The organism is Glycomyces sp. NPDC050141, from assembly GCF_055586545.1.
Window position 1 is genome coordinate 28,525 of record NZ_JBVJHZ010000002.1, and the last position, 26,104, is coordinate 54,628.

23 protein-coding genes and 1 tRNA gene are annotated in these 26,104 nt (G+C 66.4%); 7 read left to right on the top strand and 17 right to left on the bottom strand.

Annotation, left to right across the window (positions count from 1 at the left end):
- Positions 1 to 217: 217 nt before the first annotated feature.
- On the bottom strand, positions 218 to 1,327 hold the full coding sequence (locus tag ACZ60M_RS01405; protein ID WP_465413540.1) for a Cys-Gln thioester bond-forming surface protein: 1,110 nt from the start codon (positions 1,325 to 1,327) through the stop codon (positions 218 to 220).
- A 215-nt stretch (positions 1,328 to 1,542) separates the two neighbouring features.
- Here ACZ60M_RS01405 and ACZ60M_RS01410 point away from each other — a divergent pair, with 215 nt between their 5' ends.
- Complete coding sequence (locus ACZ60M_RS01410; protein ID WP_465413542.1) at positions 1,543 to 2,793, top strand: phosphatidylserine decarboxylase; 1,251 nt, start codon at positions 1,543 to 1,545, stop codon at positions 2,791 to 2,793.
- Here ACZ60M_RS01410 and ACZ60M_RS01415 read toward each other — a convergent pair.
- Positions 2,790 to 3,707, bottom strand: a complete 918-nt coding sequence (locus tag ACZ60M_RS01415) for an NUDIX hydrolase (RefSeq protein ID WP_465413544.1) — start codon at positions 3,705 to 3,707, stop codon at positions 2,790 to 2,792. The genes ACZ60M_RS01410 and ACZ60M_RS01415 overlap by 4 nt on opposite strands.
- A gap of 31 nt (positions 3,708 to 3,738) precedes the next feature.
- Positions 3,739 to 5,283, bottom strand: a complete 1,545-nt coding sequence (gene guaA / locus ACZ60M_RS01420; protein ID WP_465413546.1) for a glutamine-hydrolyzing GMP synthase — start codon at positions 5,281 to 5,283, stop codon at positions 3,739 to 3,741.
- 57 nt (positions 5,284 to 5,340) lie between these two features.
- Between guaA and ACZ60M_RS01425 the strand changes: the two genes are divergently transcribed.
- Positions 5,341 to 7,416: an FUSC family protein gene (locus ACZ60M_RS01425; protein WP_465413548.1), complete on the top strand. Its 2,076-nt coding sequence runs from the start codon at positions 5,341 to 5,343 to the stop codon at positions 7,414 to 7,416.
- Here the strand turns inward: ACZ60M_RS01425 and ACZ60M_RS01430 are convergent.
- From ACZ60M_RS01430 to ACZ60M_RS01470, 9 genes are all read right to left on the bottom strand, one after another.
- Positions 7,413 to 7,709: a hypothetical protein gene (locus ACZ60M_RS01430; RefSeq protein WP_465413549.1), complete on the bottom strand. Its 297-nt coding sequence runs from the start codon at positions 7,707 to 7,709 to the stop codon at positions 7,413 to 7,415. The two genes, ACZ60M_RS01425 and ACZ60M_RS01430, sit on opposite strands and share 4 nt — an antisense overlap.
- 4 nt (positions 7,710 to 7,713) lie before the next feature.
- The gene (locus ACZ60M_RS01435; protein ID WP_465413551.1) at positions 7,714 to 8,499 is read right to left on the bottom strand and encodes a Bax inhibitor-1/YccA family protein; all 786 of its coding nucleotides are present in this window, start codon (positions 8,497 to 8,499) and stop codon (positions 7,714 to 7,716) included.
- Positions 8,500 to 8,657: 158 nt separating this feature from the next.
- Complete coding sequence (locus tag ACZ60M_RS01440; protein ID WP_465413553.1) at positions 8,658 to 10,382, bottom strand: bifunctional metallophosphatase/5'-nucleotidase; 1,725 nt, start codon at positions 10,380 to 10,382, stop codon at positions 8,658 to 8,660.
- A gap of 137 nt (positions 10,383 to 10,519) precedes the next feature.
- Entirely contained in the window at positions 10,520 to 11,071 is a 552-nt protein-coding gene (locus ACZ60M_RS01445; protein ID WP_465413555.1) for a GAF domain-containing protein, read from the bottom strand.
- Positions 11,068 to 11,679 carry a GTP-binding protein gene (locus ACZ60M_RS01450; protein WP_465413557.1) on the bottom strand — a complete coding sequence of 204 codons (612 nt, stop codon included), beginning with the start codon at positions 11,677 to 11,679 and terminating at the stop codon, positions 11,068 to 11,070. The genes ACZ60M_RS01445 and ACZ60M_RS01450 overlap by 4 nt, the downstream gene beginning before the upstream one ends.
- Positions 11,657 to 12,028: a DUF742 domain-containing protein gene (locus tag ACZ60M_RS01455; protein ID WP_465413559.1), complete on the bottom strand. Its 372-nt coding sequence runs from the start codon at positions 12,026 to 12,028 to the stop codon at positions 11,657 to 11,659. The genes ACZ60M_RS01450 and ACZ60M_RS01455 overlap by 23 nt, the downstream gene beginning before the upstream one ends.
- The gene (locus ACZ60M_RS01460; RefSeq protein ID WP_465413561.1) at positions 12,028 to 12,447 is read right to left on the bottom strand and encodes a roadblock/LC7 domain-containing protein; all 420 of its coding nucleotides are present in this window, start codon (positions 12,445 to 12,447) and stop codon (positions 12,028 to 12,030) included. Before ACZ60M_RS01460 ends, ACZ60M_RS01455 begins: the two co-directional genes overlap by 1 nt.
- Positions 12,447 to 14,144 (bottom strand): sensor histidine kinase, encoded by a 1,698-nt coding sequence (locus ACZ60M_RS01465; RefSeq protein ID WP_465413563.1) that lies wholly within the window; start codon positions 14,142 to 14,144, stop codon positions 12,447 to 12,449. Before ACZ60M_RS01465 ends, ACZ60M_RS01460 begins: the two co-directional genes overlap by 1 nt.
- 231 nt (positions 14,145 to 14,375) lie before the next feature.
- Positions 14,376 to 14,458, bottom strand: a tRNA-Leu gene (locus ACZ60M_RS01470).
- 403 nt (positions 14,459 to 14,861) lie between these two features.
- Here ACZ60M_RS01470 and ACZ60M_RS01475 point away from each other — a divergent pair.
- The 3 genes from ACZ60M_RS01475 (at position 14,862) to ACZ60M_RS01485 (ending at position 17,511) form a co-directional block, all read left to right on the top strand.
- Positions 14,862 to 15,875 (top strand): DUF222 domain-containing protein, encoded by a 1,014-nt coding sequence (locus ACZ60M_RS01475; RefSeq protein WP_465413564.1) that lies wholly within the window; start codon positions 14,862 to 14,864, stop codon positions 15,873 to 15,875.
- A gap of 452 nt (positions 15,876 to 16,327) precedes the next feature.
- Positions 16,328 to 16,816, top strand: coding sequence for a hypothetical protein (locus ACZ60M_RS01480; protein ID WP_465413566.1), 489 nt, complete (start codon positions 16,328 to 16,330; stop codon positions 16,814 to 16,816).
- Between the two features lie 2 nt (positions 16,817 to 16,818).
- A complete protein-coding gene (locus ACZ60M_RS01485) occupies positions 16,819 to 17,511 on the top strand; it encodes a hypothetical protein (RefSeq protein ID WP_465413568.1) in 693 nt (230 codons plus the stop codon).
- Between the two features lie 282 nt (positions 17,512 to 17,793).
- On the opposite strand, the gene ACZ60M_RS01490 is transcribed toward ACZ60M_RS01485, so the two are convergent.
- The 5 genes from ACZ60M_RS01490 to ACZ60M_RS01510 all read right to left on the bottom strand — a co-directional run bounded on the left by ACZ60M_RS01490 (position 17,794) and on the right by ACZ60M_RS01510 (position 24,694).
- Positions 17,794 to 19,920 carry a hypothetical protein gene (locus ACZ60M_RS01490; protein ID WP_465413570.1) on the bottom strand — a complete coding sequence of 709 codons (2,127 nt, stop codon included), beginning with the start codon at positions 19,918 to 19,920 and terminating at the stop codon, positions 17,794 to 17,796.
- Between the two features lie 164 nt (positions 19,921 to 20,084).
- Positions 20,085 to 22,010, bottom strand: a complete 1,926-nt coding sequence (locus ACZ60M_RS01495; protein WP_465413571.1) for a hypothetical protein — start codon at positions 22,008 to 22,010, stop codon at positions 20,085 to 20,087.
- Positions 22,007 to 22,549 carry a hypothetical protein gene (locus tag ACZ60M_RS01500; RefSeq protein WP_465413573.1) on the bottom strand — a complete coding sequence of 181 codons (543 nt, stop codon included), beginning with the start codon at positions 22,547 to 22,549 and terminating at the stop codon, positions 22,007 to 22,009. Before ACZ60M_RS01500 ends, ACZ60M_RS01495 begins: the two co-directional genes overlap by 4 nt.
- Positions 22,550 to 22,943: 394 nt before the next feature.
- Positions 22,944 to 23,489, bottom strand: a complete 546-nt coding sequence (locus tag ACZ60M_RS01505; protein WP_465413575.1) for a flavoprotein — start codon at positions 23,487 to 23,489, stop codon at positions 22,944 to 22,946.
- Positions 23,486 to 24,694: a helix-turn-helix domain-containing protein gene (locus tag ACZ60M_RS01510; protein ID WP_465413577.1), complete on the bottom strand. Its 1,209-nt coding sequence runs from the start codon at positions 24,692 to 24,694 to the stop codon at positions 23,486 to 23,488. The genes ACZ60M_RS01505 and ACZ60M_RS01510 overlap by 4 nt, the downstream gene beginning before the upstream one ends.
- A 172-nt stretch (positions 24,695 to 24,866) precedes the next feature.
- Between ACZ60M_RS01510 and ACZ60M_RS01515 the strand changes: the two genes are divergently transcribed.
- Entirely contained in the window at positions 24,867 to 25,394 is a 528-nt protein-coding gene (locus tag ACZ60M_RS01515; protein WP_465413579.1) for a hypothetical protein, read from the top strand.
- On the top strand, positions 25,391 to 25,621 hold the full coding sequence (locus ACZ60M_RS01520; protein WP_465413580.1) for a hypothetical protein: 231 nt from the start codon (positions 25,391 to 25,393) through the stop codon (positions 25,619 to 25,621). Before ACZ60M_RS01515 ends, ACZ60M_RS01520 begins: the two co-directional genes overlap by 4 nt.
- Positions 25,622 to 26,104 lie beyond the last annotated feature (483 nt).

Here is a 26,104-nt window from a genome sequence, read left to right on the forward strand (position 1 = left end):
CGTGCTTTTGACTTCGGACGGTGACGAGTGGATACCAGTGGGACGAGAGTGGCCGGGACCGGAGGGGATCGCTTCCTCCGGTCCCGGCCGCACCATGCGCCGGGCCTTGTGTCGAGCCGCGGAGCGCGCCCGGGTCCGGACCGTTCGACGTGGTCCGGAACGCTCCTGCAGCAGCGGGCGCTCGCCATCGGCAAGCGGGCGCCCGCATCCTTCAGGTCTAGTGGTCGCTTACCTTGCGGCGCTTGCCGAGCGCGATCACCGTGAGGCCGCCTACCAGGAGCGCCAGGCCCGCCGCGAAGGCGACGCTCAGGCTCGAACCGGTGGTCGGCAGCTGCGGCTTCGGGGCCTCGCTGGACTCGGGCGCGTCGAGGGCGAAGCGCCATTCGGCGGGGACCTCGCCTTCGCGCGGCTGCGCGAGGATCAGCTTCTGGGAGTCGCCCACGGTCATCGGGTTGACCGCGTCGCCCGAGAGCGCTTCATCGCTGGTGGCCAGGAAGACCCGGCCGACCGGCAGGTCGTACTGGGCGGTGCCCTTGACGGTGATCTCGTTCGTGCCTTCGTCGAGCACGATCCAGAACTGCCCGTTGTCGTTCAGGGACGTGACCTCGTCGCCGTCCGCGGTCTCCAGGCGGCCGCCCTCGGCGGCGAGCTCGACGGGACCGGCGTTGGAGCGGACCGTGTAGGGACCGAAGCGGCCGTCCTCGAACTTCGCGGACTCCTCGCCTTCGAGGTCCACAGTGAACCCGGACGGGTCGGGGACGCTGCCGGTCTCCTCGGTGAGGTGGTTGTAGACCGCGAGCACGGCCTCGTCCTCGCCGTTGTTGCCGCCCTTGACCGGGTTGTCCTCCAACAGGTGCCAGTCGTCGGTGAAGTGCCAGACGGCGGCCTGCGTGCCCGCGTACGCGACCTGCTCGAGCTTCTCGTCGTCCCAGTCGGGGTTCACTTCCGCGCCCGAGGCCTCGATGAGGTCGGCGGCGGCGACGTTCGGGTAGCCGCTGAACAGGACCCAGCGGACCTGCTCGAGGTTCGCGACCCCGGACTCCTCCCAGTCGCCCTCGGTGTACGGGCTCTCGGTGTCGAGCGGGGTGTGGATGTCGATGCAGTAGACGACGAGCGTCTCCTCGCCGCCGTGCGGCTGGAGGCCGAGCACGTTGGCCCACACGTCATAGCGCTCCTCGTCGAACTCCCCGCGCAGCTCCAGGCCGGGGGCGGTGACGACGTCGCCGGAGACCGGCTCAGGCTCCTCGGCGTGGGCCGGGGCGCCCGCGAACACTGCGAGGAGCGCGGCTGCGGCCGCCAGCGGCGTGCGGATCGTCTTGAGTCTCATCGTGGTTCGGTCCTCCTGGGAGCGGACTTGAGGTGTGAGGTCTTCTATGGAGGGGAACGAGAGGACCCTCGGTGACGGCGCGGCCACTCGACCGAACGATGTGCAGAACCCTCCGAAAGTACGAGCCCAAACCAGGACAAGGGTCGCGTCTCACCACCGCCGCAACACGCGAGCGCGGACCGGGCCCGTCGGCGCGGCGCTCTATAGTCGGAGGCATGCCGATCTCGAAAGCCGCCGCTCGCGGCATCACCGACGAATTCGCTCGCCGGAGGGGCCCCAAGACCGGTCTGGTCGTGGGCGCGGCCTGGGGGAACCCGGTGCTGACGGCCGCGCTCGAAGCGCTCATGCCCGCCGACCGGCTCACCGTCGTCTCCGATCCCGTCTCCATTGAGGACCTAGAGGCGTCGCTGGCGGCCGAGGGCTCCTGGACCGCCGGGAACGTCACCGCCGCCGCCGCGCTCACCGACGCCGAACCGGCCGAAGAGGTCATGCTCGCCTCCCCCGTCACCGTGGAGGCCGAGGAGTTCATCGCCGACATCGAGCTGCTGCGCGAGAAAGTGGTCCCCGGCGGGGTGCTCTCCTTCGCCGCGACACTCACTGCACCCGCGCGCGAGGAGATCGCCGAGCTGGTCGCCGAGTACGGCATCGGCACCGACCTCATCGTCCGGTCGCTCCCGCCCGTGCGCATCCACAAGCTCCGCATCGGCTCCGCCGCGAAACGCGAGGGCGAACCGCACGCGATCGCCCCCGCCGAAGACCTCGCCCCCGCCTGGCGCGCCTCCTCGGTCGCCGTCACCCCCCGCATGCACCTCGACTCGAACGGCGTCATCGCCGCCGGCATCCTCTTCGGGACCGCTTGGGCCGCAAAGAAGATCCGGCCCTCCTCGAAAGCGTGGGTCCTGCCCGCGCTCGCGGCCGTCCCCGTCGCCGCGTTCTTCCGCGACCCGCAGCGCGAAGCGGACCTGCGCGGCGAGGACGACGAACCCGAAGCGGTCCTGGCCGCCTCGGACGGACGCATCATGGGCGTCGAGACCGTCGTCGACGAGCGCTTCGGTGCCGCGACCGGCACCGCCGGTTCCGAGTGGCTGCGCATCAGCGCGTACCTCTCGGTCACCGACGTGCACATCAACCGCGCGCCCGTCGCCGGTGAAGTGGTCGACGTGTTCACCGAACGCGGCGGCTACTCGAAAGTGAGCGCACCCGAAGCCGAGCACAACGCCGCCTGCTACACCGTGGTCTCGACCCCGCGCGGCCGCGTCGTCGTCGCCCAGCGCACCGGCGCGCTCCTGCGCCGCATCGTCAACCGCACCAAACCCGGTGCGGCCCTTGCCAAGGGCGAACGGTACGGCCTGATCCGCTTCGGGTCCCGCACCGATGTGTACCTGCCCGCCGGGGCCGCCGAAGCCGCGGTCGCCCCCGGCGAGACGATCCGCGCCGGAGAGACCGTCGTAGCCCGATGGCGTTAGGCCTGAGCGGCCAGGTTCTTCAAGTCCACAACCTGGAGGGCGTCCTCGACGGCCGCCGACAGGGGCAGGTCGTCGAGCGCGTCCGCGTTCCACCAGCGGGACTCGCTCGTGGAACCGCCCGCGGCCTCGACCACCTGCGCGGCCGAAGGGTCGGGGACCGTCGCTGAATAGATCGCGCGCACGCCGTGCCAGTCGAGGGGGTACCCCTCGGGGCCGATCGCACGGCGGTGCCGGAACGACGTGACGTTGAGCAGGTCGCCGACGTTCGCCTCCTGGCCGGTCTCCTCGTAGATCTCCCGGGAGACCGCCGCCGTGGGCGACTCGCCGAAGTCGACGCCGCCGCCGGGCAGGTGCCAAGTGCCGCCGCCGGGGTAGCCCTCGGCGATGCGGGCGAGCAGGATGCGGCCGTCCCCGTCGGCGACGACCCCGTACGCGCCGAAGCGCTGGCCGCGCCTGCGGCGGCCCTTCTTGGCCTTCGCGGGCGGGACGGGGCGGGTCTCCTGGGGGGCCTTGTCGACGCGCCCGGCGAGCCGGTCGTCGGCGAGGTGGAGGCACGCGGAGACGAACGGCGAATGGGATTCGGCGGCCGCGCGGGCCGGTTCGACCCATTCAGCGGCGTCGCCCTCGAAGTCCCCGTCGGGGCCGCTGGTCACGGTGGCGGTGTAGATGATCGCGTTCGTGTGGACGCCCCGCCTGGCGACGGCGACGGCTTCGAGGGGCGCGCCGACGGCGACCTCGTAGCCGGTGTGCTCGCCGACGAGGCGGCCGGCGGCCCGCTTCGGGGGTTCGCCGTGGTCGATGACGCCGCCCGGCAGGTGCCAGGGGCCCGCTTCGCGTCCGCGGGTCCGCCTCGTCAGCAGGACCCGGCCGTTCTCGTCACGGACCTCCCCGTACGCAGCTATCCGGAATTGCATCCCTCAACTGTACGGCGTGATCAAAGAATGACTATTCCCATTCGATGGTGCCCGGGGGCTTGCTGGTCACATCGAGGACGACGCGGTTGACGTCGGCGACCTCGTTGGTGATGCGCGTGGAGATCTTCGCCAGCAGCTCGTAGGGCAGGCGGGACCAGTCGGCGGTCATCGCGTCCTCGGAGGAGACCGGGCGGAGCACGATCGGGTGCCCGTAGGTGCGGCCGTCGCCCTGGACGCCGACGGAGCGGACGTCGGCGAGGAGCACCACGGGGAACTGCCACACGGACCGGTCGAGACCGGCGGCGGTCAGCTCGGCGCGGGCGATCGCGTCCGCGGCCTTGAGCAGGTCGAGGCGGTCGCGGGTGATCTCGCCGACGATGCGGATGCCCAGGCCGGGGCCGGGGAACGGGTGGCGCCACACCATCGCCTCAGGCAGGCCCAGTTCGAGGCCGATCGCGCGGACCTCGTCCTTGAACAGGGTCCGCAGCGGCTCGATGAGCGCGAACTGCAGGTCGTCGGGGAGCCCGCCGACGTTGTGGTGGGACTTGATGTTCGCGGTGCCGGTGCCGCCGCCGGACTCGACGACGTCCGGGTACAGCGTGCCCTGGACGAGGAAGTCGATGCCCTGCTCTTCGGCGATCTCGCGGGCCGCGGCCTCGAAGGTGCGGATGAACTCGCGGCCGATGATCTTGCGCTTCTCCTCCGGGTCCGTGACGCCCTTCAGGGCGGTGAGGAACTGCTCGGAGACGTCCACGGCGCGCACGTCGATACCGGTGAGCTGCGCGTAGTCCTTCTCGACCTGCTCGGCCTCGCCAGCGCGGAGCAGCCCGTGGTCGACGAACACGCACGTGAGCTGGTCGCCGATCGCGCGGTGCACGAGGGCGGCCGCGACCGAGGAGTCGACGCCGCCGGAGAGCGCGCACAGGACGCGCTTGTCGCCGACCTGCTCGCGGATGGCCTGGACCTGCTCGTCGATGATCGCCGAGTTCGTCCAGTTCGGCTTGATCCCGGCGATGTCGTGCAGGAAGTGGCGGATGACGGCCTGGCCGTGCGGGGTGTGGGCCACCTCGGGGTGGTACTGGACGCCCGCGAGGCGCGCCTCCAGGTTCTCGAACGCCGCGACGGGGGCGCCGTTCGTGCGGGCGACGACCTCGAACCCGGCGGGGGCCTCGGTCACGGAGTCGCCGTGGCTCATCCACACCGACTGGTGGTCGGGGAGGCCGTCGAGGAGCTTCGACGCGCACAGCACGTCGAGCTCGGTGCCGCCGTACTCGGAGAGCCCGGTCTTGGCGACGGTGCCGCCGAGGGCGCTGGCCATGGCCTGGAAGCCGTAGCAGATCCCGAGGACGGGCACGCCGGCCTCGAAGAGGGCGCGGTCCACCTGCGGGGCGCCTTCGGCGTACACGCTCGAAGGACCGCCCGAGAGGATGATCGCGGCCGGCTCCTTGGCGAGCATGTCGCTCGCGGGCATCGAGGAGGGCACGATCTCCGAGTAGACGTTGGCTTCGCGTACGCGGCGCGCGATGAGCTGCGCGTATTGGGCCCCGAAGTCGACCACCAGCACCGTTTGTCGCATGCCACCAGCGTAACCGGTAGCCCGCCTCACACGAGAAGGCGCGGCTACGCTCATGACGTGCTCAACCCTGGGGTCCGCGAATCGTTCCGCCGGGTCGGCCAGGACCTGCGGTCATGGACCCCCGGCGAGGCCGTGCCGGTCCTCGCCGTGCGCGCCGCGTTCGGCATCGCCGTCGCCATGAGCGCCGTCGCGTTCCTGGCCCACCCGACCTGGGGTCAAGCAGCGATCATGGGCGCCTGGCTGGGCGGCGTCGCCATGCTCACGCCCGGCACCCGCACCGGACCGGCGCTGCCGCTCCTGGTCGGCGCGGCCGGGGCCCTCGGGGTCGTGCTCGGCTCGATCGAGCACCCGGTGGTCCTCGTCGCGGGCGCGGCCGCGTACGCGTTCACGCTCACGTTCATCGGCTCGGTGACGCACGTCGCGGGCGTCACCTTCACCGTGTCCGGCATCATGTTCTTCCTCGCCGACCACCTCACCGCGGGCACGAGCGTCCTCCTCGCCGCGCTCGCCGTCGCCGCGGGCGGCGCCGTCCAAGCACTGACTGCGCTCCTGCCCCCGTACTTCCGGTGGGCCGAGGACCGGCGCACCCTCGCCGACGCCTGGCTGGCCCTCGCCGCCGAAGCGGACGCGCTCGCCGCCGACCCTGACGCGCCGTTCCGCACCGCGCCGCTCTTCGAGGCCGCGCAGGAACTCGACCGCCGCCGCGCCCTGCCCGCCGCGATCCGCGAAGGCCGCCGCCAGCTGTACGCCGTGTCCACCGCGATCGGCCGCACCGCCTCCGCGCGCGCCCGCGCCGACGCCCAGGACCGCGACACCGTCGAGTTCTACTCCGAGGCCCTCGAGCTCGCCGCCCGGCTCCTGGGCCACTTCGCGGAGCAGATCACCTCCCGCACCCCGGTGAAACTCGACTGGGACGCCCTCCTCGACGGCCTCTCCCAGAACCCCATGGCGACCTCCACGGGCACGATGCCCACCGAGATCGGCGGGCTCCTGCGCACCCTCCACGAGACCGGCGGGTTCGCCGAGCGCATCACCGCGGGCTCCGGCGACGTCGTCGCCGACCCCGCGCTCGCACACGCCACCTCCACCGCCCGCGAGGCACTGGGGCAGCTCCGGGCCCGCCTGCACCGGCACGACCCGGTGGTCCACCACGCACTGCGCCGCGCGGGCGTGATCGCCCTGGCCATGACGATCGGCCTCGCGTGGCCGACCGGCCACGGCTACTGGATTCCGCTCACCGCGTGGCTCGTCTTGCAGGCGGACTTCGCGGGGACGCTCACGCGCGGCGTCACGCGCGCCGTCGGGACCACCGGCGGCGTCGTCCTCGCCTCGCTGCTGGGGATGCTGCTGCCGCAGGACCAGTTGTGGCTCAGCCTGACCGTGCTCGCGTACGCGCTCATCGCGTACCTGACGCGGCCGGTGTCGATGCTCGTGTTCGCCGCCGCCGTCTCGGGTTTCACGGTGTTCCAGATCGACCTGTCGGGCGAGAGCCCGGTAGCGGCCGCGTTCGACCGGGGCCTGTGCACGTTGGTGGGCGCGGCGCTCGCGATCGGCTTCTACACGCTCGTCCCGACGTGGCAGACCCGCCGCCTCGGCGACCTCCTCGGGGACCTCGTGGACGCCTACCGCGACTACGCGCGGCTCTCACTGGACCGGCAGGCGCACCCGGCCGACTACGACCGGAAGGTCATGCACGCCGCGATCGACCGCATCCGGGCCCGCCGCGCGGCGCTGACCAGCGCGGCCGACCAGGCGAAGGCCGAACCGGTCACCGGGCCCGGCCCGTTGTCGGCGGACGCGCTGGGCGCGGAGGCGGCACTGTCAAGGGCCGGAAGGGCTCTGGTGGCGGTGAACGCGACACTCGGCCGCGACGAGAAAGCGAAGGGCCTGGCAGGGGTCGACGCGTTCGCGGACTCCCTCGACACGGCGTACCTGCGGCTGGCGGCGCTCGCGCGGGGCGAGGCTCCGCCGCGCGGCATCGACCTCAGTGAAGCCCTGCACCGCCTCGACCTGCGGCTGGCCGCAGTGGACGACCGCGACACGAGGACGCGCCGCAGCGTCCTTCGCTGGGAGTCGGACAACCTCGTCGAAGCGCTCGACGACGCGGCGCTGCTGATGGCGGACTGGAACTAGAAGAGGACCGAGCGGGCCGCTTGAATGGCCGCTTCGGCTTGCGCGCGTTGCGTTTCGGTCAGTTCAGCTTCGAGGAGGTCGAGGCCGATGACCTGGAGCTGGTCCGGGAGGTTCATGTCGCTGGGAAGACGCGGGACCGCGCGGTGCGGTCGGCCCTCGGCGTCCGCGGTGAGGTCGGCGAGAACCTGCACAAGGGCGTGCATCGCATCAGCTTGAGAAGACCAGCGAGCGGGCGACCAGTAGCGCGTGCCTTCGACGACACGCCCGATCGCCCGCTCGAGTTCAGTGCTCAAATGCCTAGTCGCCCTGGAAGTAGGAGAGCAGACGCAGCAGGTTCCAGTACAGGAAGATGAGGCCCGCGGTGAGGCCGAAGGCCCCCGCCCACGCGTACTTCTTCGGGGCGCCGTGCGCCGCGGAGTACTCGATCATGTCGAAGTCGAGGATGAACGAGAACGCGGCCCACAGGGTGATGCCGATCGCGATGATCCACTGCAGGGCCGAGACCGACTCGCCGGGACCGGCGAACAGGCCCAGGTCGACGCTGAACAGGCCCGCGACGAGGTTGACCATCGAGAGGGCGAAGATGCCGATACCGGCGCCGACGATGACCTTGGTGAACATCGGCGAGTTCTTGAGGATGCGGAACTTGAACAGCGCCAGCATCGCACCGAACACGAGGATCGTGGCGAGCAGCGCGTTCACGACGATGCCGGGCCACTGGTTCTCGAACACCGCGGAGACGCCGCCGAGGAGGAGGCCCTGGCCGATCGCGTACGCGAAGGCCACGAACGGGTTGGTGACCGGCTTGAACATCGAGAAGATCATGATGCCGAGGCCGACGACCGCGCCGATGCTGCCGAGCATCATGGCGGTGCCGACCGCGTCAGCGTCGGCGTTGGCGATGCCGTCGGCGACCATCGAGTAGGTGAGGATCGCGGCCACGAAGGTCGCGCCCACGAGAGCGACGGTGCGCACGATGACGTCGTCGATCTTCATGGTCTCGGCCTGCGGCGCCTGGGTCATCTGCCCGTAAGGCCCGTACGCGGCACCCATGTGCTGCTCGTTGTACTGGGTCTTCACCATGTTGCGAAGGGATGAGTTCCTGCTTTGCATTGCCATGACCTGCGGTCCGTCCTCCGGTGGAAATTCAAGGGTGTCTTCGAGCCTATCCGGTCATAGCTCGAAACACGACACAGCGGCGGAGCATTCCCCGCTCCGCCGCTGTGAATGTACTCAGGAAGCTACTGAACGACAGTGACTCGGCCCAATTCGGGTGCCTCAAGCGGCGTCCCGGCCGTGCCGAACTCGGTGATGTAGTCCTCGAAGGCGTCCACATCGAGCTCGCCGAACAGCTTGTTGGTGCCGCCCGCGAACGCGGTGAACGAGTCGCCGCCTTCAGCGAGGAACGAGTTCGTCGTGACCCGGTAGGTCTGGTCGGCGACGATCGCCTGGCCGTTCAGCATGAGCGAGTCGGCCACGATCTGGTCGGTGCCCGTGCGCGTCTTGTCCCATGTGTACGTGAAGCCCTCGGAGACCTGCAGGAACAGGGTCGTCGAGCGGCCGCCCGCGATCGGCAGCTGCTGCTGCAGCGCCTGGAGGATCTGCGCGCCGGTCATGTCGAGCGTGACCACGTAGTTGTTGAACGGCTGCACGTCGAAGACCTCGCGGTAGGAGACCTCGCCGGTGACCCCTTCGGTGTAGAGGAGGTCGTCGCGGACGCCGCCGGGGTTGAGGAACGCGATCTCGGCGCCGCCGGTGTCGGCGCTGGCCGTGTTCCACAGCTGCGCGTCGGCGATGAGGCTGCCGAGCGGGAACTCCTCGGCGCGGGTGGCGCCGCGCTTGATGTCCTCGGCGAGGTAGCCGACGACGCGGCCGCCGGCCTCTTCGGCGGCGGGGCCGTACTCGGCGATGATGTCGGACTGGTCCTCGTCGGCCTCGACGTCACGGGTGACGACGGTGTTCGAGCCGGTGACGGAGGAGCGCACGATGTCCTTGGTGCGGCGGTCGTACGTGGCGTCGATCTGGGTGAACACGCGGCCGTAGGAGGACGCGGAGGTCACCATGCGCGGGTTCCCGGCCGGGTCGGGCACGGAGCACACGTACTCCTGGTGGGTGTGGCCGGTGACGAGGATGTCGACGAGCGGGGTCATGGTCTCGGCGATGTCCACGATGGGGCCGGACATGCCGACGCCGGAGCCGTCGAGGGACTCGCAGTCGTGGCCGGTGTCCTCGGCGACGGGCACGCCGCCCTCGTGGAGGAGGACCACGATCGAGTTGACGCCCTTGCGCTTGAGCTCCTGCGCGTACTTGTTGGCGGTCTCGACCTCGTCGAGGAACTGGAGGCCCTCGATGCCGGACTTGGAGACGATGTCGCCGGTGCCCTCGAGGGTCATGCCGATGAAGCCGACCTTGACGCCGCGGCCGAAGTCCTTGACCCAGTACGGGTCGAGCACCGTCTTGCCGGTGGCCTCGTCGACGACGTTCGCGCCGAGGTACGGGAAGTCCGCGCCCTCGAAGTCCTCGTCGCCTTCGATGATGCGGTTGAGCTCGTCGAACCCGGCGTCGAACTCGTGGTTGCCGACCGAGGAGACCTCGACGCCCATCTCGTTGAGCGCTTCGATGGTCGGCTCGTCGTCGAAGATCGCCGACATGAACGGGCTCGCGCCGATGAGGTCGCCAGCGGCCACAGTGGTCGAGTAGCGCTCGCCTTCGCGGGCCTGCTCGAGGTGGGTGGCGAGGTACTCGGCGCCGCCCGCGGGGACGTTCACGCCGTCCACCGGGTACGTGTCACCCGCGGTGGCCTCGACGTGGCCGTGGAAGTCGTTGATGGCGAGGAGCTGCAGGTCGATCTCGCGGCCGTGGTTCTGCTGGCCGGCGTTGGCCGACCACGCGCCGACGGCGAGCGTGGTCGCGGCGAGCGCGGCTGCGGCGCCCGCCGCCGCGAGGCGCTTGTGTCTGGGCTTCATTGCTCTCCATGGGGCTTGACGGGGCTCAGGGGAAGACGAGGGCGCAATCGCCCGATCGTGATCCAATCATGGGACGATTGCGCCCGGGTCAACTGAACATAACGGCTTCACAAAGCCGAGGTCAAGGCCAGGGGGGTCTAACGCGGCTTGCGCTCCTCGATGCGCTGCATGACGCGCGCCGCGACCGCCTTCATCGCGTCCACGTCGTCCTGCGTCCACTCGTGCGTCTTGTTGTCGATCACCCACACCGTGCCGATCGTGTGCCCGTCGCTGTCGACCAGCGGCGCGCCCATGTACGCGCGGATGCCCAGCGCGTCCACGACCGGGTTCGTCGCGAACCGCGAGTAGTCCAGGACGTTGTTGAGCGCCATGGCCTTCTCGCGCGCCACCACGTGCACGCAGTACCCGGCCTCCGCCGGCATCTCGCGCCCGATCTCCGGGTCCTTGCCGTCCACGGACTCCGTGCCGGGGCCCGCGATGCCCGGGAAGAACTGGTGCTGGCCCTCGCCGACGAAGTTCACCCCCGACCAGGTCGCGCCCGTCAGCTCCAGCAGCTCCTTCGCCACGTCGTCGTACTCCGGGTCGGCCTCCGGCAGCGCGCCCCAGTACTGCAGCTTCGCGGCCCGCTTCGAACCGTCCGGGTCGCTGGGGGTGATGGTGAGGCGGAACTCGTGCTCCAGATCGGTCATTGCTGTACTCCTTGTCTGACGACCGTGGTGGCGGTCGAGATGAGGTGCTGCGTCAGGGTGACCAGCACCAGGGTGGCGGAACGGGGATCGCGGGCGTCGCACGAGACGATCGGGACGTGCGGTGCGAGGTCCAGGGCGTCACGCACCTCCTCGGGGTCGTAGTGGAACGCGTCGTCGAACACGTTGACCGCCACGACGAACGGGGTCCCCCGCCGCTCGAAGAAGTCGAGCGCGTTGAAGCAGTCGCCCAGGCGGCGCGTGTCCGCCATGACCACCGCCCCGAACGCCCCGTCCGACAGCTCGTCCCACATGAACCAGAACCGGTCCTGCCCGGGCGTGCCGAACAGGTACAGGATGTGGTCCGAGTCCAGGGTGATCCGCCCGAAGTCGAGCGCGACGGTCGTGGTCGTCTTCGCGCCCACGCCCGTCAGGTCGTCCACGCCGATCGACGCCGTCGTGATCGTCTCCTCGGTGCTCAGGGGCTCGATCTCCGAGACCGCACCGACGAACGTGGTCTTGCCGACCCCGAAACCGCCCGCGACGAGGAGTTTGATCGCGGTCGGGACGGGTTGTGCGGGCGCCCTGTCAGAGTCGCCGTTGTAGGCCATTGAGGAGTGCCTCCAGAAGGTTCAGGTCCGTGGGGTCGAGGGCGGCCTCGGGAGCGTGCGCGGTCACCGCGCCGTACTCGACGAGGTCCGAGAGCAGCACCTTGACGACCATCGCGGGCAGGCGCAGGTGCGCGGCGATCTCCGCGACCGACACCGGTTCATGGCAGAGCAGGAGCACCGCGGCCTGCTCCGCCTCCAACTGCGAGGCGCGCATCCGGCCCGTCGACTTCACCAGCGACAGAAGGTCGAAATCGGACGTCGGATTCGTACGGCCGCCGCTCACCGTGTACGGCCGGACCAGCGGCCCGGCGGCGTCGTCGAGCAAGCGGTCCTCCTCGAAGCGGGACATCAGCTCTGGGCGGCGTAGGCCTGGCGCATCGGCGTCTCCAGATGCGGCCGCACGCTCTTGACGAGCACCGACATCTCGTACCCGACCGTCCCCGGATCGGCCTCCCGGTCCGTGGTCACCGCAAGGACCGCCCCGAAACCCGCCGTCGACACGAACAGGAACGTGTCGTCGAGCTCCGCGATCACCTGCCGGACCGGGCCGTTCGACCCGAACTGCGCCCCCGCGCTGCGCGCCAGCGAGAACATCCCCGACGCGATCGCCGACAACTGGTCCGCCTGGTCGACGCTGAGCCCGTGGTGCGCCTTCTTCATGCCGTCCGAGGACAGCAGCAGCGCGCTGCGGGCGTGCGGGACCTTCTTGACCAGGCTCGCCAGCAGCCAGCTCAGATCCGATGCCGCCGCGACCTCTTCGCCTGCCATCAGGCCTCCTCATTCTTCGGCTGGACTGGGTGTTCCGATGTGGGGACCGGAAGTTCGGCGGCGCGGTGCTGGCCCTGCTGGAAGGCCTTCATCAGGCCGGGGTCGTGGCCTGCTTCGGGAGCGCGCTGGCCCGTGCGGGGGGTGGTGTCGCGGAGCTGCGGGGCGAGGTGGGACTGCTTGCGGCGCTTGGGGAGGTCGGGGCGGTCGCCGCGGGGGTCGTCGATGGCGGGCATCTCGGCGGTGGCCTGGAGGTCGGACTTCACCGGGTTCACGCGGGGGGCGGGGATCGCGCCGGAGTGGTGGCCGGTGCCCGCGGTGGGGAGGGCGCGCATCTGGACGGCGGGCAGCTGCGGGGGTACCGGGGCCGGGGGGAGGACCGCGGGCGCCGGGGGGAGCGCCGCGGGTTCGACGGGCGCCGGGGGGAGCGCGGGCAGTTCGTCCATCTTGGGGACGTCGCCGAGCAGGTCCTCGGGGATGATGAGGACCGCTTGCGTGCCGCCGTAGATGTTGCCCTGAAGCTGCACGGTCAGATGGTGCTGGTGCGCAATGGAAGCGACCACGTACAGGCCGATCCGGCCGTCCTCCAGGAGCGCGGCCAGGTCGGTGCCCTCGGGGTCGGCGAGCATCCGGTTGAACTTGTCGCGCTCGCCCTGGTCCACGCCGAGTCCCCGGTCCTCGACCTCAACGGCCAGGCCGGTGCGGACCCGCGAGACGCGCATGAGCACGGTGGTGTTCGGGTCGGAGAACACCGTCGCGTTCTCGACCAGTTCGGCCACAAGGTGAATGAGGTCGGCCACCGCGTGGCCCTGCACGGTGCCCTTGATCGGCAGCACCAGCTTCACCCGGGCATACTGATCCACTTCGGACACTGCGGAGCGCAGGATCTCGTAGACGTTGATCGGACGGCTCCACTGCCGGTGCGGCGTGGCGCCGCCGAGGACCGCGAGGTTCTCCGCGTGGCGGCGGATGCGCGTCGCCAGGTGGTCGACCAGGAAGAGGCCCTTCAGCAGATCGGGGTCCTCGACCTGCTTCTCCAGGTGGTCGAGCTCGATGATCTCCTTGTGCACCAGCGGCTGGATGCGCCGGGCGAGGCTCACGAAGATGCCGACCTTGGCCTGCGCGTTGAGGACTGCGGGCGTCGGCGGCGGCGACACGGGCCGCTGCGGCGGGGGTGCGGCGACGCGCGGCGGGGGCACTGCCGGGATGCCGCGCGCGACGATCGCCTCTGCGGCGGAACGCAAGTGGCGGGTCTCGTCCGCGAGCTGGCTGATCGCTTCATCGGTGGTCGCGGCGATCTCGCCGCCCGAGGGGAGCGGCACGGACCAGCGCTGCTCGACGGGCCTGGAGCGCTGCAGGTCGTCGAGGGCCTGCCACACCTTGTAGTGGGTCTCCACAGTAGAACGTCGCACGGACCCGATCCGGCGGCCGAGGTCGGCGTCGATCTTGGTGGCGGACATCAGGGTCAGGTAGCCGACGATGAGCAGCAGCACCGACGCGGAGACGTAGACCACGGGCGCCAGGTCGGACTGGCCCTGGGAGACGAAGACCGCGACGCCCGCGCCCGCGAGCACGGCGGCGCAGAAGGGCAGCAGGCCCAGGCGCAGCAGGCGGGCCTTGAGGTCGGGCCCGGCGGGGTCCGGAGCTCGGGGCGCTTCGGGCTGATAAGTCTGGGTTGTGGTCCGAGATGTTTCGGGCATCGCCATCCTTACGACACAGGCCTATCGACACCGTGAAATAGGAAAGATTCAGAATTATTGCAGCGCAACGGGGATCTGGGGAACCAAAGCGGGCTGGCTCGACAGAATGGTACCAATGCTCAGGTATTGGATAGCACGGCTTCCCACGAACAGTCAACAGTCCCAACCCGAACGGGCCATCAGACCGGCGGACCGGGCGCCCCACCAGCCGCCCGCCCGCGTCGCCGCCCGTGCCCGAGACGGGATTTGAACCCGCAAGTCTCACGACGGCCGGTTTTAAGCCGACTGTGTCTACCAGATTCCACCACTCGGGCCCGTGTACTGCCACGCTAGCGGGAATCCGGAGGCGATGGTCCCCCTAGTTGCGCGCACAGCGGCCCTCACCTGAGGGAACAGCGAAGTGTCGTGATCCCGACACTTCATGGTCCGTTTGCCTTGGTGCACAAGCGGCACCGACCGGTGGGAGTGCTTCCATTGTCCCACTTCGACTCTCGGTCGTCAGTACACAAGGCTCAAGCGGGCGGCGACAAAGAGGCAGGAAGATCCCTGTGCAGCGCTTGGGCTTTCCGGTCCGTTGGCGTTGGCGGTGAATCTTTCTCACCTCTACTCTGGACTCATATTCACTCTTTAGAGTGACGACACCAGTACAAATACCTGCAATAATTGATACATAGCAACAAGTCGAACAACCGGATAACTCCCCAGGGGGTGAGCAGGATGAATGGCACAGACAGAAACTCGACGGCAGCCGCCCTGCGCCCCCGCATCGACTCCCTCACTTCCCAGCTCTGCGCAGTCGAGGCAAACCTCCTGCAAGCAGTGATCGCCTACACCTCTCAAGGGCTCCACAAGGAATGCGACGGCTTCTCCGGCATTCGGGACTGGATCAAGGAGTCCTTCAATCTCAACGAGGCCTGCGCCGGCCAGATCGCCTCTATCGCCCGCCTCGCCCCGAAGTTCAAGCACCTCACCGAGGCCGCCCTCGCCGGGACCGCCCGCATCGACGCCATCGCCTACGCCATGCGCCGCATCGAACGAGAAGGCCTGGCCGTCCATTCCCGGCTGCCCTACCCCGCCCCGGTCGAGTCCCCTTATGGCGCAACGCTTTGCGGCACTCCCGAGGAGCTGATCCGGGAGTACTGCATCCACTCGACCCGCTCCGAGCTCGCCGAGCACCTGGACCGCATCTGCGCCGAACTCTTCGACCAGCAGTCCCTGCTCGATGAACTGAGCCAGCAGTCCCTGGCCTGGCTGGAAGTCAACCAGCGCCCAGACGGCATGTGGGACATCGAAGGCCTCCTCACCGACGACACCGGGAAGCTCATCAGCAATGCCCTGAAGACCGCCGTTCCCCCTCCCCGCCAGGACGAGGCCGACGAAGACGGTCTGCTCCCCCGGGTCTCCGGCCGCAATGCCGAAGCCCTGCACCAGATGGCAGCGGCCTACGGCACCTCCCCCGATGCCCCCAAGCGGCACGGCCACACCGCCACCCTGAACCTCACCTGCGATGTCGAGACCCTCCGCGGCGACAAGACCGGGCGGCTCCCCAAGCTCGACGGCAAGACCGTCTCCGTCGCCAAGGCCCGCCTCCTCGCCTGCGAAGCCGGGGTCATCCCCTCGGTCTTCGACTACAGCACCGGCGAAGCGATCGAACTGGGCCGAGCCAAGCGCCTCCCCAACACGGCCCTCCGCCACAAACTCGAGCTCGAACAACCCGAAGGTTGCCCGTAGGAGACGGTTTCACCAATACGTTTCCGCAGGTAAATAAGGTTACCATGCGTCAGATTATGGATCTGCATCGCTGATCAGACTATCTTTCGCCTACCTGGGCCAAATAGTACGCAACGTATGGCAGGTTGTGAGACCGCCCGCTTCCTGAATCGACTTTCACCGGAGCCCTAGCTGGTACGTGGGGCCGCCGGGATGCCGTTATGGGCCAGTGCAGCGGCATGGTCCATCCGGCGGTGGTCGGCGCAAGAAACGATCCCAACGCAAACCAATGGTCGATCTTCATGCACGATCCGAAGCTGGGATCTCCGATCTTGAGGATCGTCGCCGCGCTGCAACACGGGTGCGGTAGCGAAGGACTCGAGGATGGCGCGGGCAGTGCAGTTCCCCGGAATCCCGGTGCACACACGTGATAGCCAGGTCTACGCTGCGGTGCTCGGGTAGGATGGGCCTCGATGTCCGTTCCGGAAACTCCCGCTAGGCGCCCCGGCACAGGGACTAACGCCAATGTTGGCCCTCCCTGGTTCAAGACCGACGGCGACCCGTTGCGTGCCCTCGGGGCCGGCAAGGTCACCCACCCAGACGAGTGGCAGAAGGGGCTTGAAGAAGCAGAACAAAGTGGAGTTCGCATCTTTCACCGGCCCGGGAGCCTGACGTATGCCCCTGGGCTGAAGGCTGGTGAACCCGGCCAGCTGAGTGTTGATCCGGATGCCTCCATCTCCGCCTTGTGGCACGAGCTCAGCCACATGAGAGACGATCGAGATGCTGGCTGGCTCGGATTCACCGCCGCCATGCAGGATCGTGAGTGGGTGTGGGAAAGTGAGGCCCGCGCATATAACGTTGAGATCGCTTACGCGAAAAGCCTCGGACGTGACGACCTCGCCGCAGAGCTAAGAGATTTGATGAGTGCCCGCGCACGGGAAATCTTTGGATTGGGGGAGTGAAAATGTTTGAGGAGAATAAAACTTTCGCTCCAAAGGATACTGAAGAACTCCTAGAGCTGGCAAACGATCCAACCAAGTCCGTTTTCGATAGAGGCCTCTCGATCCTTGAGATCGGAAGAAGGGCAAGTTTCGATCATTCACTAGTGCCCATTCTATTTTCATGGGTTGCTAATCCAGACTTCAGGAAAACTTCTTGGATGGGACACGTAACTCTTGCGTGGGCTGCCGCAATCTCGATCGGGTATTCTCAGAAGGATCCTCGCATTCGAACGGAGCTAGTGAACGCCCTCAATGAATGGGATCCGACGGAATTGAAGATGCTCCTTGCCTGGACCTCTGAAGAGCCTTGGCTAAGGGACGTTGTTTCAATCTCTGACACAGATACAGGCTCTAAACTTACGGAACTCAGCCAAATTGGCAGCCGCCAAGAGCTGAGGTTGAGAGTCGTCCGATTTGATCCCTCCAGCCCTTCGGATCTCGACTTCTGGCGTGTGGCAAATGACTCAAAAATGGAACTTCTCATTCTACGAGACTGGTCTAGATCAAATTATTTGACACCAGTCGAATCGATAGCACGCAAGCACGGGTGCTTTCCTGACACCAGCAATGGTCAGGTAGAATCAATCTTTCTGGCCGAGCTTCCAGACGGAAGGAAGTTTCTCATGTGGGAACCGGGGCCGGATCGAGTTACTTAACTCAATCGGCGTTCAGTTGGGTTCAAACGATCCTGCACATAGCGATACAGAATCCTGCTGAATGCAAGTAGAATTCTTCGCCCGATTCCAGGATGATAGTCAAGACCTGAGAGTCTGAATGCATTGCACCGCGAAGGCGGCCGACGACTGCAGCAAGTGCAGTGCGAAAGCCTGCGGATGGGCCCAAGTGTTGAAGTAGGAGGCGCCTCCTTTCTTCCGTGGAAACCTGGGATTTCGCTATGCTTCTGTGGCCGTCAACCAAAACCGCTGACCTCAGATAATTCACTTCATCCGTGAGGGGGAGACACGGTTGCCGGGGACCTCGATCATCACCACGTGTCGTGGCTCGAGGCCTTCCCCAGTGGTCACTGTCGCGTGCGAAACCAGGCTACTTAGATGGTCTGGAGCAGACTTGTGCCGCTCCGATGAGAGTCTCAACACCATCAGGAACGAGACCTGCGCATCAGCTCCGTTATAAGCGGTTGTTTGTTGGATGTAGGCACGCTTTTCAATCAGAGGGACCCTAGTTCCGTCGACTTTCAGCTCTATGTAGAGACGGAAAGGCCCGTAGTGGCATCGCAGGTCAACTCTTCCACCAACTAGATTGACGATTTCAAACTCTACGTAAGCTGCAATATCCTGTCCCTCGAGCCAACCGAGCAGATCTTCCTGGAAAACCTTCTCGAGGACGCTCGGCTGGAATAGGTACGGGCGGCGGTACTCCTCCATGTGATATCGAGAATATTGGAATCTCAGGAGCAGCTCCAGTAGGTGGTCAAGCTCTTGCTTGACGTCGCCTTGATAGTCGCTGCAGGGAAGGAGGTTGAGCTTCGTTCTCCGCACTGCTGCAGTTACGACTTGCGGCTGGATGACGTGATGAACTTCAAGTCTGTCGCTCAGTGCACGGTCGATCTCCCGAAGGTGTTCGGCGTCCACGGCGGCCGCTATCTGTGTCCTAGCCTCGTCAGATACGACCAGTTCGTCGAGGTGGGGCGGTAGCTGCTTTGGCTTCGCCCCTTCGGCTTTTCCCGCTGGAGCATCTAGTCTGATTTCGGCTTTGGCTGCATTGAGGATTTCAACCGTGACAGGCAATAGTGTGGCTGCGCGCTCTTGTTCGGGCGAAGGGTCCCCTGATGCGCGCTCCTCGAGATGTTGCGCATGGTCTTCGAGATGACGAAGCAGGCCGGCCTTGGTCGCAAAGCTTTGGACGATGGAGGGCTGCAGAATCATCTGAATGCCCCGTAGGTCCTCTGGACGGGCGAGGAAATCACCCGCTCGAGAGGCGGTGTAAATCTCCACTACGTCATCAAGGATCACAGCCGCTGCGTAGAGAGAGGGCCGTTCAAGTTGACCCTGGAGGAACTCGAGATCTGCCGCGAGCCGTGTCCACCCTTGCAGGCGGTAGGTCTTGGCATGTGTGGCCCAGTGGTTTAGGCCGAAAGCGCCAACCTCGTAATATTGAAGGTATTCTCGCAGATTGTCCACTGCCGACGCTTCAATCGACCAGGTTTTCGAGCTTGCGCTGACGCCTTGTAGCAGTTGCGTCAACAGGTTGAGCAGCGCGTCGAGCACCGCAGCATCCAGCATCGCGTCATCGGCTGTAGCGGGCTCCAGTTCGACCCGGGCCATCTCAAGGTGCTGCAGAGTGCCGGAGAGGTCTGGGGCTCGAAGTCCGCGCAAGAGCTCAATGTTCGCCTTGGCCCATGCGGCGTCGATGATGATCGCTTCGGTCTGCTCGAGCAGCCAATCGTCAGCTTCGACCGGCTCAGCGCCGTCGCGAGGGGCAATTGCTCCAGAGAGCACGTCGATTGTCTCGATGAGGTCGTCTTCAAGGTCCCAGAGATCGTGTGCGGCCGCGACTGCGCGGATCATCGCCTGCGCGTACCGACGTGAGAGCGGCTGCTTCACACTCTCGAACAAGGTCAATAGTTTGTATTTTGATCCCTGACCGCTGAGTGTCAGCCGCAGTACCGCCTCCAAGGCGTCCGCTCGACGCTGAGCGGTGATCATGCTGAGTGCTGGGGTGGCGGGGGGAGGCTGTGCTTCGGGCCAGAGCGCTGTGGCCAGCTTCTTCCCCGCCAAGGCGACTAGCTCCGGGCTGGAGCAGAGATGGTCGAGCACATCACCGAAAACGCCTGGGTCCGACGTAGCGACGGCAGCAGCGATCAAGGCTTCGGCAGCCTCCAAGACCTGGTCTGTTTCGAACTCTCGCTCCGCGACTTGGCGACAAACAAGAGCTGTCAACGGCACCAGGAGAGGGTTGTCGACCAGCGCCGCGGTGTTCGTGGTAACTGACTCCCATCCCCCCACATCCTCGATGAGGTCATCGGACGGTCCGTGGGTAGACATCCGCCGGAGGACAAGGAAAAGACGCTCGCGGAAGGCTACAAGACCCTCTTCACTCACCATCGTGGTGCGCCCTCCTTCCTAGGCTCGATACGGGTGCCTTCTGTCCGATTCTGATAAGTCTGGGTGTTGTCCTACCACACGGGGTCATCCCCTTCTGCAACGATCACATGGTCATCCGACAAGATCTTCTTGACGACCCCTCCGTATCTCGTGGCAACAAAAATCTACATCCCTGCGCCCGCTGCCAAGTCCCGTAGCGCAGTGAGGATGACCTCAAGGTCCTCCTCTGGAAGTTCCTCCGCTGCTGGGGAGTCAATGAAGAGCAGACCAGGGTGGCGGCCGACGCCTGACTCGGCACCGTGCCTGATGAGTGCGATGGTCGTGGCAAGTTTCAGCCGGAGCTTCTCGCCGTCCGTGACCTTCCCGTAGGACGTTTCGACCCCGCCACGGACAACCTTCACTGCGCCCCCTCCACTCAGCATGGCTGCATCTAGGTTCATGAAGCCGAAGCTCTGCGCGAGGTTGGTGATCCCGCTGGAGATCTCCTCCAGCCGTGGGTCCTGGTCGGCCTTCAGCCATTTCGCGAGGATCGAGTTGGCGGCGTTGATCACGGCAACTGTCTTGGGGTCGGGGCCTTCCTTGATCTCAGTCAGGGGTTTGGAGCCCCACGCCTCCATCGCTCCTTCGGCGCGGGCGAGTTCGAGCTCGACAGCGTAACGACGCGTCGCCACCTCGACTTCGTCTCGGCGCGCTTGAATATCGGCGGCTGCCGCGTCACGGCGGCTCACCACCTGACGTAGGGCTGCCTCGCGTTCCTTGACGGTCTGCTGTGCATCTACCAAGGCGATTTCCAGCGCCTCAATGGGGTCGACCACTGGTTCGCCCGGATCACCCTCATCGGTGTCCAGTCCGGCGACGAGGCGGTCCCTGATGACAGCAGGAGCTGACGCGGCAATGACGATGTTGTGCTGGAGAGCTTCCAGGTCGAGGTCTTGCGTGCATACCGAGCAGGCGTGTTGGTCGGGCTCGGCCTGCTTTCTGGCCGGCGTCACTTCAGCCGCACATCGAGGGCACACGGTAGGTTGCATGCGCCCGAAGAACCGCTGCGCAAGAAGGTCTTCGACACTTTGGTGCCTCCGCCGACGCTCGGCCCTCAGTTCATCGCGCACTTGCGCCGCCGCCGCCTTCGCCCGGTTGAGGCGCAGCTCTGCCTCGTACGCTGCGGTGGTGAGCTCATGCACGCTCGATGCTGCTTCGAAAAGTGTGGAAAGGGCGGGGTCCTCGGAGGTAAAGCCGTCGAGGTGAGCTCGTGCTGCTGAAACTCGCTCCTGTGCTTCTGCGTGCTCCTCTGACAAGACCGCTTGGTCAGTCTCCTTCTGGCCCTGCGTCTGTTCAAGCTGATAGTCCAGGCCACGGGCGGCGGTCGCAGCTTGCGCCATGGCTGCCGCCCACGGCGTACCTGAAAACGACTGCAGCAGCCGGGCCGCGAGCACTCGTTCATTACCGATGACTGGGTCGAGCTTGTTGGGATGGATGGTGAGGGAGCTCATGAATGCTGGCCATTGATGAGTGTATTGATCATCATTGGTCCACATGGTGATCGCATCGAGCCGCAGACGCTCGAGCATTAGGACGCCCATCAGGTCTTCGAAGCTCTGATCAGAATCGAAGGTCCCCAGCACCGTTCGGCGGGCGCCTTCTTGAACTGGAACGGAGACGCAGACTTCGCCGGTCGGCGTGTTCTCATTATCGGTGAACGCCACTTCGAAAGGGACTTGGTCGATTAGGAAGTTGACTGTCACGCGCTCGATCCAGGACCGCACGACGTCTTGAAGGTGGCATCGACCGGTGAGCCCCCATCTGATCATCTGCTGCACTGAGGTCTTGCCGCGGAGATTTCGTCCGCTGCTGATGCCGAGGACGCCTCCCGTGGTTTTCCAATCGAAATCGATCGGTTCAGGTCTCGGCAAGTCCGAGGTCACCTTGGTTCCAACAAAACGGAGGCGCTCGATCCGCAACTGCACCGGTATGCCTGCGGAAGCGCCCGTCGGGATGCTGTGCTGCTCCAAGATCGCTGCGACCTCGCTGAGCGGCACCTCACCGACCTTCTTCTTGACAGCCTCTGCGACTGCCTCTACCAAAGCGCTCACGGTGTCGACCCTCCCGCACTCATCAGACTGTCGAGACGCTTCCGGGCCCGCGGAGCGATGGTCCCAATATTCGTCCCGAGTTCCGTCCCCGCGTACTCCGCTTGCTCATATTGACGCTGTTTCAGGCGGCTTCCGAGATCGTCACCGGCCACCAGATGAACGAGCTTGACCTGTTTGCTGTACCACGACAGCGGAGCCTCCCTGGCAAGATCGGCCGCGGCAGCCATTCCGGCACTAGTCAGATAGAACTGCGACCGCACCGCGTGCGAAAACGTGCCGGTCTTCCTCAATATGGCGAGGCCATAAGTCTCCAGCAGCGAAAACGCGTCGTCGAGTGCCTCGTAGGCGCCGTAGTGCCATTTCGGCATGGGATACCAGCGCAGGTCTGGCTCGGTACCCTCAAGGAGTTCCTGCGCAACCTCAAGCATGTCCGGCGTCAGGGATCCCTGCTCTACCTTGGTTACGATCTCGTCAGCAAGATAGTCGGGGTTTCGAAGCCAAAAGTCCAGGGCCTGTACTCGCAATTCCGCCCGAATCACCCTGACCGTCTCAGGAGGATCTCCATCCCCAACTGTCTCACCGCACTCGGCGAGAATGGCTAGTAGACGGACTGCGTGCTGGGTGCGGGTCGCAGGCGGACGCTCTGCTCGTTCGGGCCTTGTCATCGATTCCGTATCCAAGTCGGACCGCCTGCTCCTGGTTCTTCTACTACAGAGACTCTAAACAGATCTCGGGGCTGTTGGAAACCCCCATACGGCTTATGTAGAACTCCGGTTGAGCCGGGCCGACGGAGGCTCGGGAGTAAGAACCGAAAGCTGCCGCGTCACTCGCCTGACGCCATCAGCCGCACTTCCATGCCATGACGTTGGCCGCAGACGGCCCTGGCCCTCCGAAGCAGTTCGTGCGTCGCTCCCTGCTTGGTTCAAACTCGGGTCAGTACCCACCTCTTCGCTCGACGGAGGCGAGCTCGGCAGCTCTTGCCATTGCTTGGTCCCACGGGAACTGTTCGGCGATGAAACCTCCGCGGTGGGGCCCGTGGTCGGGCATCTCCAGGAACTTCACGCCGTCCTCGATCAGCGCCGCGATAGCACGCTTGTAGGGTGTCCGCCCAGTGAGTGCTGAGTTCGCGAAGGGCACGATCAGAGTCGGGACGCCGAGGCCGATGTGTTCGGAGGCGACGTCGAGCGCGTAGGTGTCGGCAATACCAGCGGCGAGTTTGCAGATGGTGTTCGCGGTGGCCGGAGCGACTACAACAACGCCGGCATCGGGGCGATCGCGGCGAGGTGTCCCGGGCTTGCGGTGCTCGGTGGTCACCGGGTGTCCTGAGACGGCTTCGAGTGCGTCGAGGTCGGCGAATGCAGCCCCGCTTGGGGTGGCGATGACGTGGCAGTCCCAGCCTGAGGAACGGGCGGCCTTGACAAAGTCGACGGCGTGCATGGCGGGTCCGGCGCCGCAGATGATGAGGTAGACGACGTTCACGCTTTGACTCCGATCCGTTCGCACAGGCCTCGCAGTTGCGGGTCGATCGCGTTCTCTTTGGTGCGACGCACGACGATCCGCAGGACCTCGCGGGCGAGGGGGTTGAAGCGGATCCGCTGTGGGGCGACGTTCTCGGCGGAGGCGATCATGCGGATGGCGGCCCGGTCGGAGTCGCGCGATCCAATCCGGGCACAGGCCCGGGCGGCGTCGAGGTAGAACGAGGCTTGCCGGGTGGGGGCGTCGATTGCTCGGGGAGTGGTGGTGTTTGCGATGGCGAGGGCTCGGCGGGGGTCGCGGTCGACTTCCATGGCGACCATCCAGAACGCGAGGTTGGTGGGCCCGAACCAGCCGAGTTCTTGGCCGCAGTCGCCGGTGCGGGTGGCGAGGTCTTCAGCTTCGGCCAGGTGTGTCTCGGCTTCGGACTCGCGCTTGAGCCCAAATAGCGTCATTGCTGAGGTCAGGTGCAGTTGGCCAGCGACGGCCATGGTCCGTTGGTCGGCCAAGCCGCCGTCGAGCATGCGGAGGCCGGCAGTGGCGAACTTGTGGCCGCGTTCCATGCTGCCGCAGCTCAGCGCCGCGTGAGCTCGCGTGAAGGCGGCGATGCCTTTGAGGCTGAGATCGTCGAGTTCGGCGGCGGCGTCGCGGGCGCGCTCACCAGCGAGGTAGGTGTCGGCGCGTTGCCCGGTGGAGCGCATGACGTTCATGGTGCGGTGCGCAGCCTGGACCGTCAGTGCCCGGGTGCGGGTCACGGTGGCCGTGTCGGTGCCCGTGACGGCGGTGGCGTGCAGGCGCCGCAGGAACGGCGCGAGCCGCGCGGCGGTCCCGGTGAAGTCACCTCGCCGGTAAAGCTCCTCAAGCAGGTCGGCCTCGGCGTCGAGGTAGTCCAGGCTCGCGGGGTCGGCGGTGGCCTCGTCCTCCAGGGCAGTTTCGATGAGGGCCGCGAGAATGTCGTGGACGTCGTCGACAAGCCCAACGCCGTCGCTCGTGAGAGAGACGTAGCCGTCTCCAATCAGGTCCATGACCGAGCAGCGCAAGACCATACTCATCGCCGCGAGGATCTGGAGGTTGTCGGCACCGCGGAGACCGTTCTCGATCCGGCTCCAGGTGCTCGCGCTCATGTCGGCGAGTTCGGCGGCTCGGCGGATGCTGAGTCCGCGCAGTTTCCGCCGGGTCATGATGCGTTCGCCGATGGGTTCGGTCGTCATGAACTGCTCCATACCTACAGGGTCCGCCTCAGCGTACAAGTGCCGTTGCCACATGGCAACGCCCTGTGCGAGGTCCTCCATAGCCTGGGGTAGCGGATCGGACACCGTTCGATCCGGGCGGCCCGACCGGGTGATTTCTGGCGGGTCGACGCCAGCAAGGAGGGAGCTGCAAGTGACTAGACCGAGCGTCGGCATCGCCAGGGTCCCAGCGCAAGAGGATCCGGGGCACCACATGGTGCCCGACCGGATGCGGTACGTGGAGCGGTGGGACCTCGCGGGCACTGAGCTGTATGTGGACGACGAAGTCGGCGACGGGCAGCTGACCTCTACCGGTAGGGGCTTCCCGGTGATGGCGCTCATCGGCCATGCTGGCGGCGTTCTCCACAACGTCATTTGGCAGACATCAGCGGGCGCCTGGACTGCCACCGAGCGACTCCAAATCAAGGCGAAACTGGCCGAGGCACTCGCGAACCGGGATCAGTTCAACCTCGGTGGAATGCGGTTCCGACCGCATGTCACCGCTGATCCGTCAAGCGGTCAAACGATGGTCTATGTCTACCGGACCGATCTGTACCCGGAAGTACTCGTCGCTGTGTCAGGGCCAGCCGGGCTCGTACTGACGCCTGAACATCGGTACCTCGACGTCGCGACCCTGGACCACGCCACCAAGGAGTGTCTTGCCGGACGGGGCGCGCCATGATCATCGGGCAGTTTGCATGGCGCGGTTGGGAGATCGAAGCCGACGTTATGACGAGTCCGCTTGTCGGCGAGGTCATCTGGTTGAACCGTACCGGTCTCACACGCACCGGCATGGGAATCTTCCGATACGGGCAGCTCGAACTGACCGTCTTCGCACCTGCCGACGACCTCGCACCGCTTGAGCTCCGGCACGCGTTCGACCAGTTCCGGGCTGGGGCGCTGAAATGACCGGCCGTCTGCTCGCCCTCATCCTCGGTGCCCAGACACCAGCATGGGATGTTCCGCCACCGCCGGACTACCCACGGCGGCCCCTCGGCTGGTACCTCGAACGCGCCCAAGAGGCACTGGCCGAGCGTGAGCAGCACGGCCCCTTGCCGCTCGATGCGCACTGGCACGTTGGTCGAGAAGCGCAGGGATTATCGACGAAGCGCCACGCAACAACTGACTTCCCTTCCCGAAGGACCGCCGCGCGCCAGTGACAGAGCGGCGGTCCCTCCCCTTGGGGCCGCCGCGCAAGGTGGCGCGCGGCGGCCCTCCTACTTCCGCCACCGCGAAGATGCACGAGGCCTCAGCCCCTTGCGGCCGGGCAGAGCAGAGTTGCGGGCCCAGCCCGGTCGAGTTCCGCTCGAGGTACTGACAGCAGTCAGGTTCGACGTGCGGGTTTGTGACAGGTCGGGAGGCGGTCACAAGCTGTCACAGACTGTCACAGGG

Bases quoted from the DNA above. Each gene is read 5' to 3' on its own strand.
- ACZ60M_RS01510 (WP_465413577.1), bottom strand. From the start codon at position 24,694: ATGACGACCGAACCCATCGGCGAACGCATCATGACCCGGCGGAAACTG.
- ACZ60M_RS01455 (WP_465413559.1), bottom strand. From the start codon at position 12,028: ATGTCCCGCTTCGAGGAGGACCGCTTGCTCGACGACGCCGCCGGGCCG.
- ACZ60M_RS01480 (WP_465413566.1), top strand. From the start codon at position 16,328: ATGTCCGTTCCGGAAACTCCCGCTAGGCGCCCCGGCACAGGGACTAAC.
- ACZ60M_RS01410 (WP_465413542.1), top strand. From the start codon at position 1,543: ATGCCGATCTCGAAAGCCGCCGCTCGCGGCATCACCGACGAATTCGCT.
- ACZ60M_RS01435 (WP_465413551.1), bottom strand. From the start codon at position 8,499: ATGGTGAAGACCCAGTACAACGAGCAGCACATGGGTGCCGCGTACGGG.
- ACZ60M_RS01460 (WP_465413561.1), bottom strand. From the start codon at position 12,447: ATGGCAGGCGAAGAGGTCGCGGCGGCATCGGATCTGAGCTGGCTGCTG.
- ACZ60M_RS01485 (WP_465413568.1), top strand. From the start codon at position 16,819: ATGTTTGAGGAGAATAAAACTTTCGCTCCAAAGGATACTGAAGAACTC.
- ACZ60M_RS01520 (WP_465413580.1), top strand. From the start codon at position 25,391: ATGATCATCGGGCAGTTTGCATGGCGCGGTTGGGAGATCGAAGCCGAC.
- ACZ60M_RS01440 (WP_465413553.1), bottom strand. From the start codon at position 10,382: ATGAAGCCCAGACACAAGCGCCTCGCGGCGGCGGGCGCCGCAGCCGCG.
- ACZ60M_RS01405 (WP_465413540.1), bottom strand. From the start codon at position 1,327: ATGAGACTCAAGACGATCCGCACGCCGCTGGCGGCCGCAGCCGCGCTC.
- guaA (WP_465413546.1), bottom strand. From the start codon at position 5,283: ATGCGACAAACGGTGCTGGTGGTCGACTTCGGGGCCCAATACGCGCAG.
- ACZ60M_RS01450 (WP_465413557.1), bottom strand. From the start codon at position 11,679: ATGGCCTACAACGGCGACTCTGACAGGGCGCCCGCACAACCCGTCCCG.
- ACZ60M_RS01490 (WP_465413570.1), bottom strand. From the start codon at position 19,920: ATGGTGAGTGAAGAGGGTCTTGTAGCCTTCCGCGAGCGTCTTTTCCTT.
- ACZ60M_RS01465 (WP_465413563.1), bottom strand. From the start codon at position 14,144: ATGCCCGAAACATCTCGGACCACAACCCAGACTTATCAGCCCGAAGCG.
- ACZ60M_RS01415 (WP_465413544.1), bottom strand. From the start codon at position 3,707: ATGCAATTCCGGATAGCTGCGTACGGGGAGGTCCGTGACGAGAACGGC.
- ACZ60M_RS01475 (WP_465413564.1), top strand. From the start codon at position 14,862: ATGAATGGCACAGACAGAAACTCGACGGCAGCCGCCCTGCGCCCCCGC.
- ACZ60M_RS01445 (WP_465413555.1), bottom strand. From the start codon at position 11,071: ATGACCGATCTGGAGCACGAGTTCCGCCTCACCATCACCCCCAGCGAC.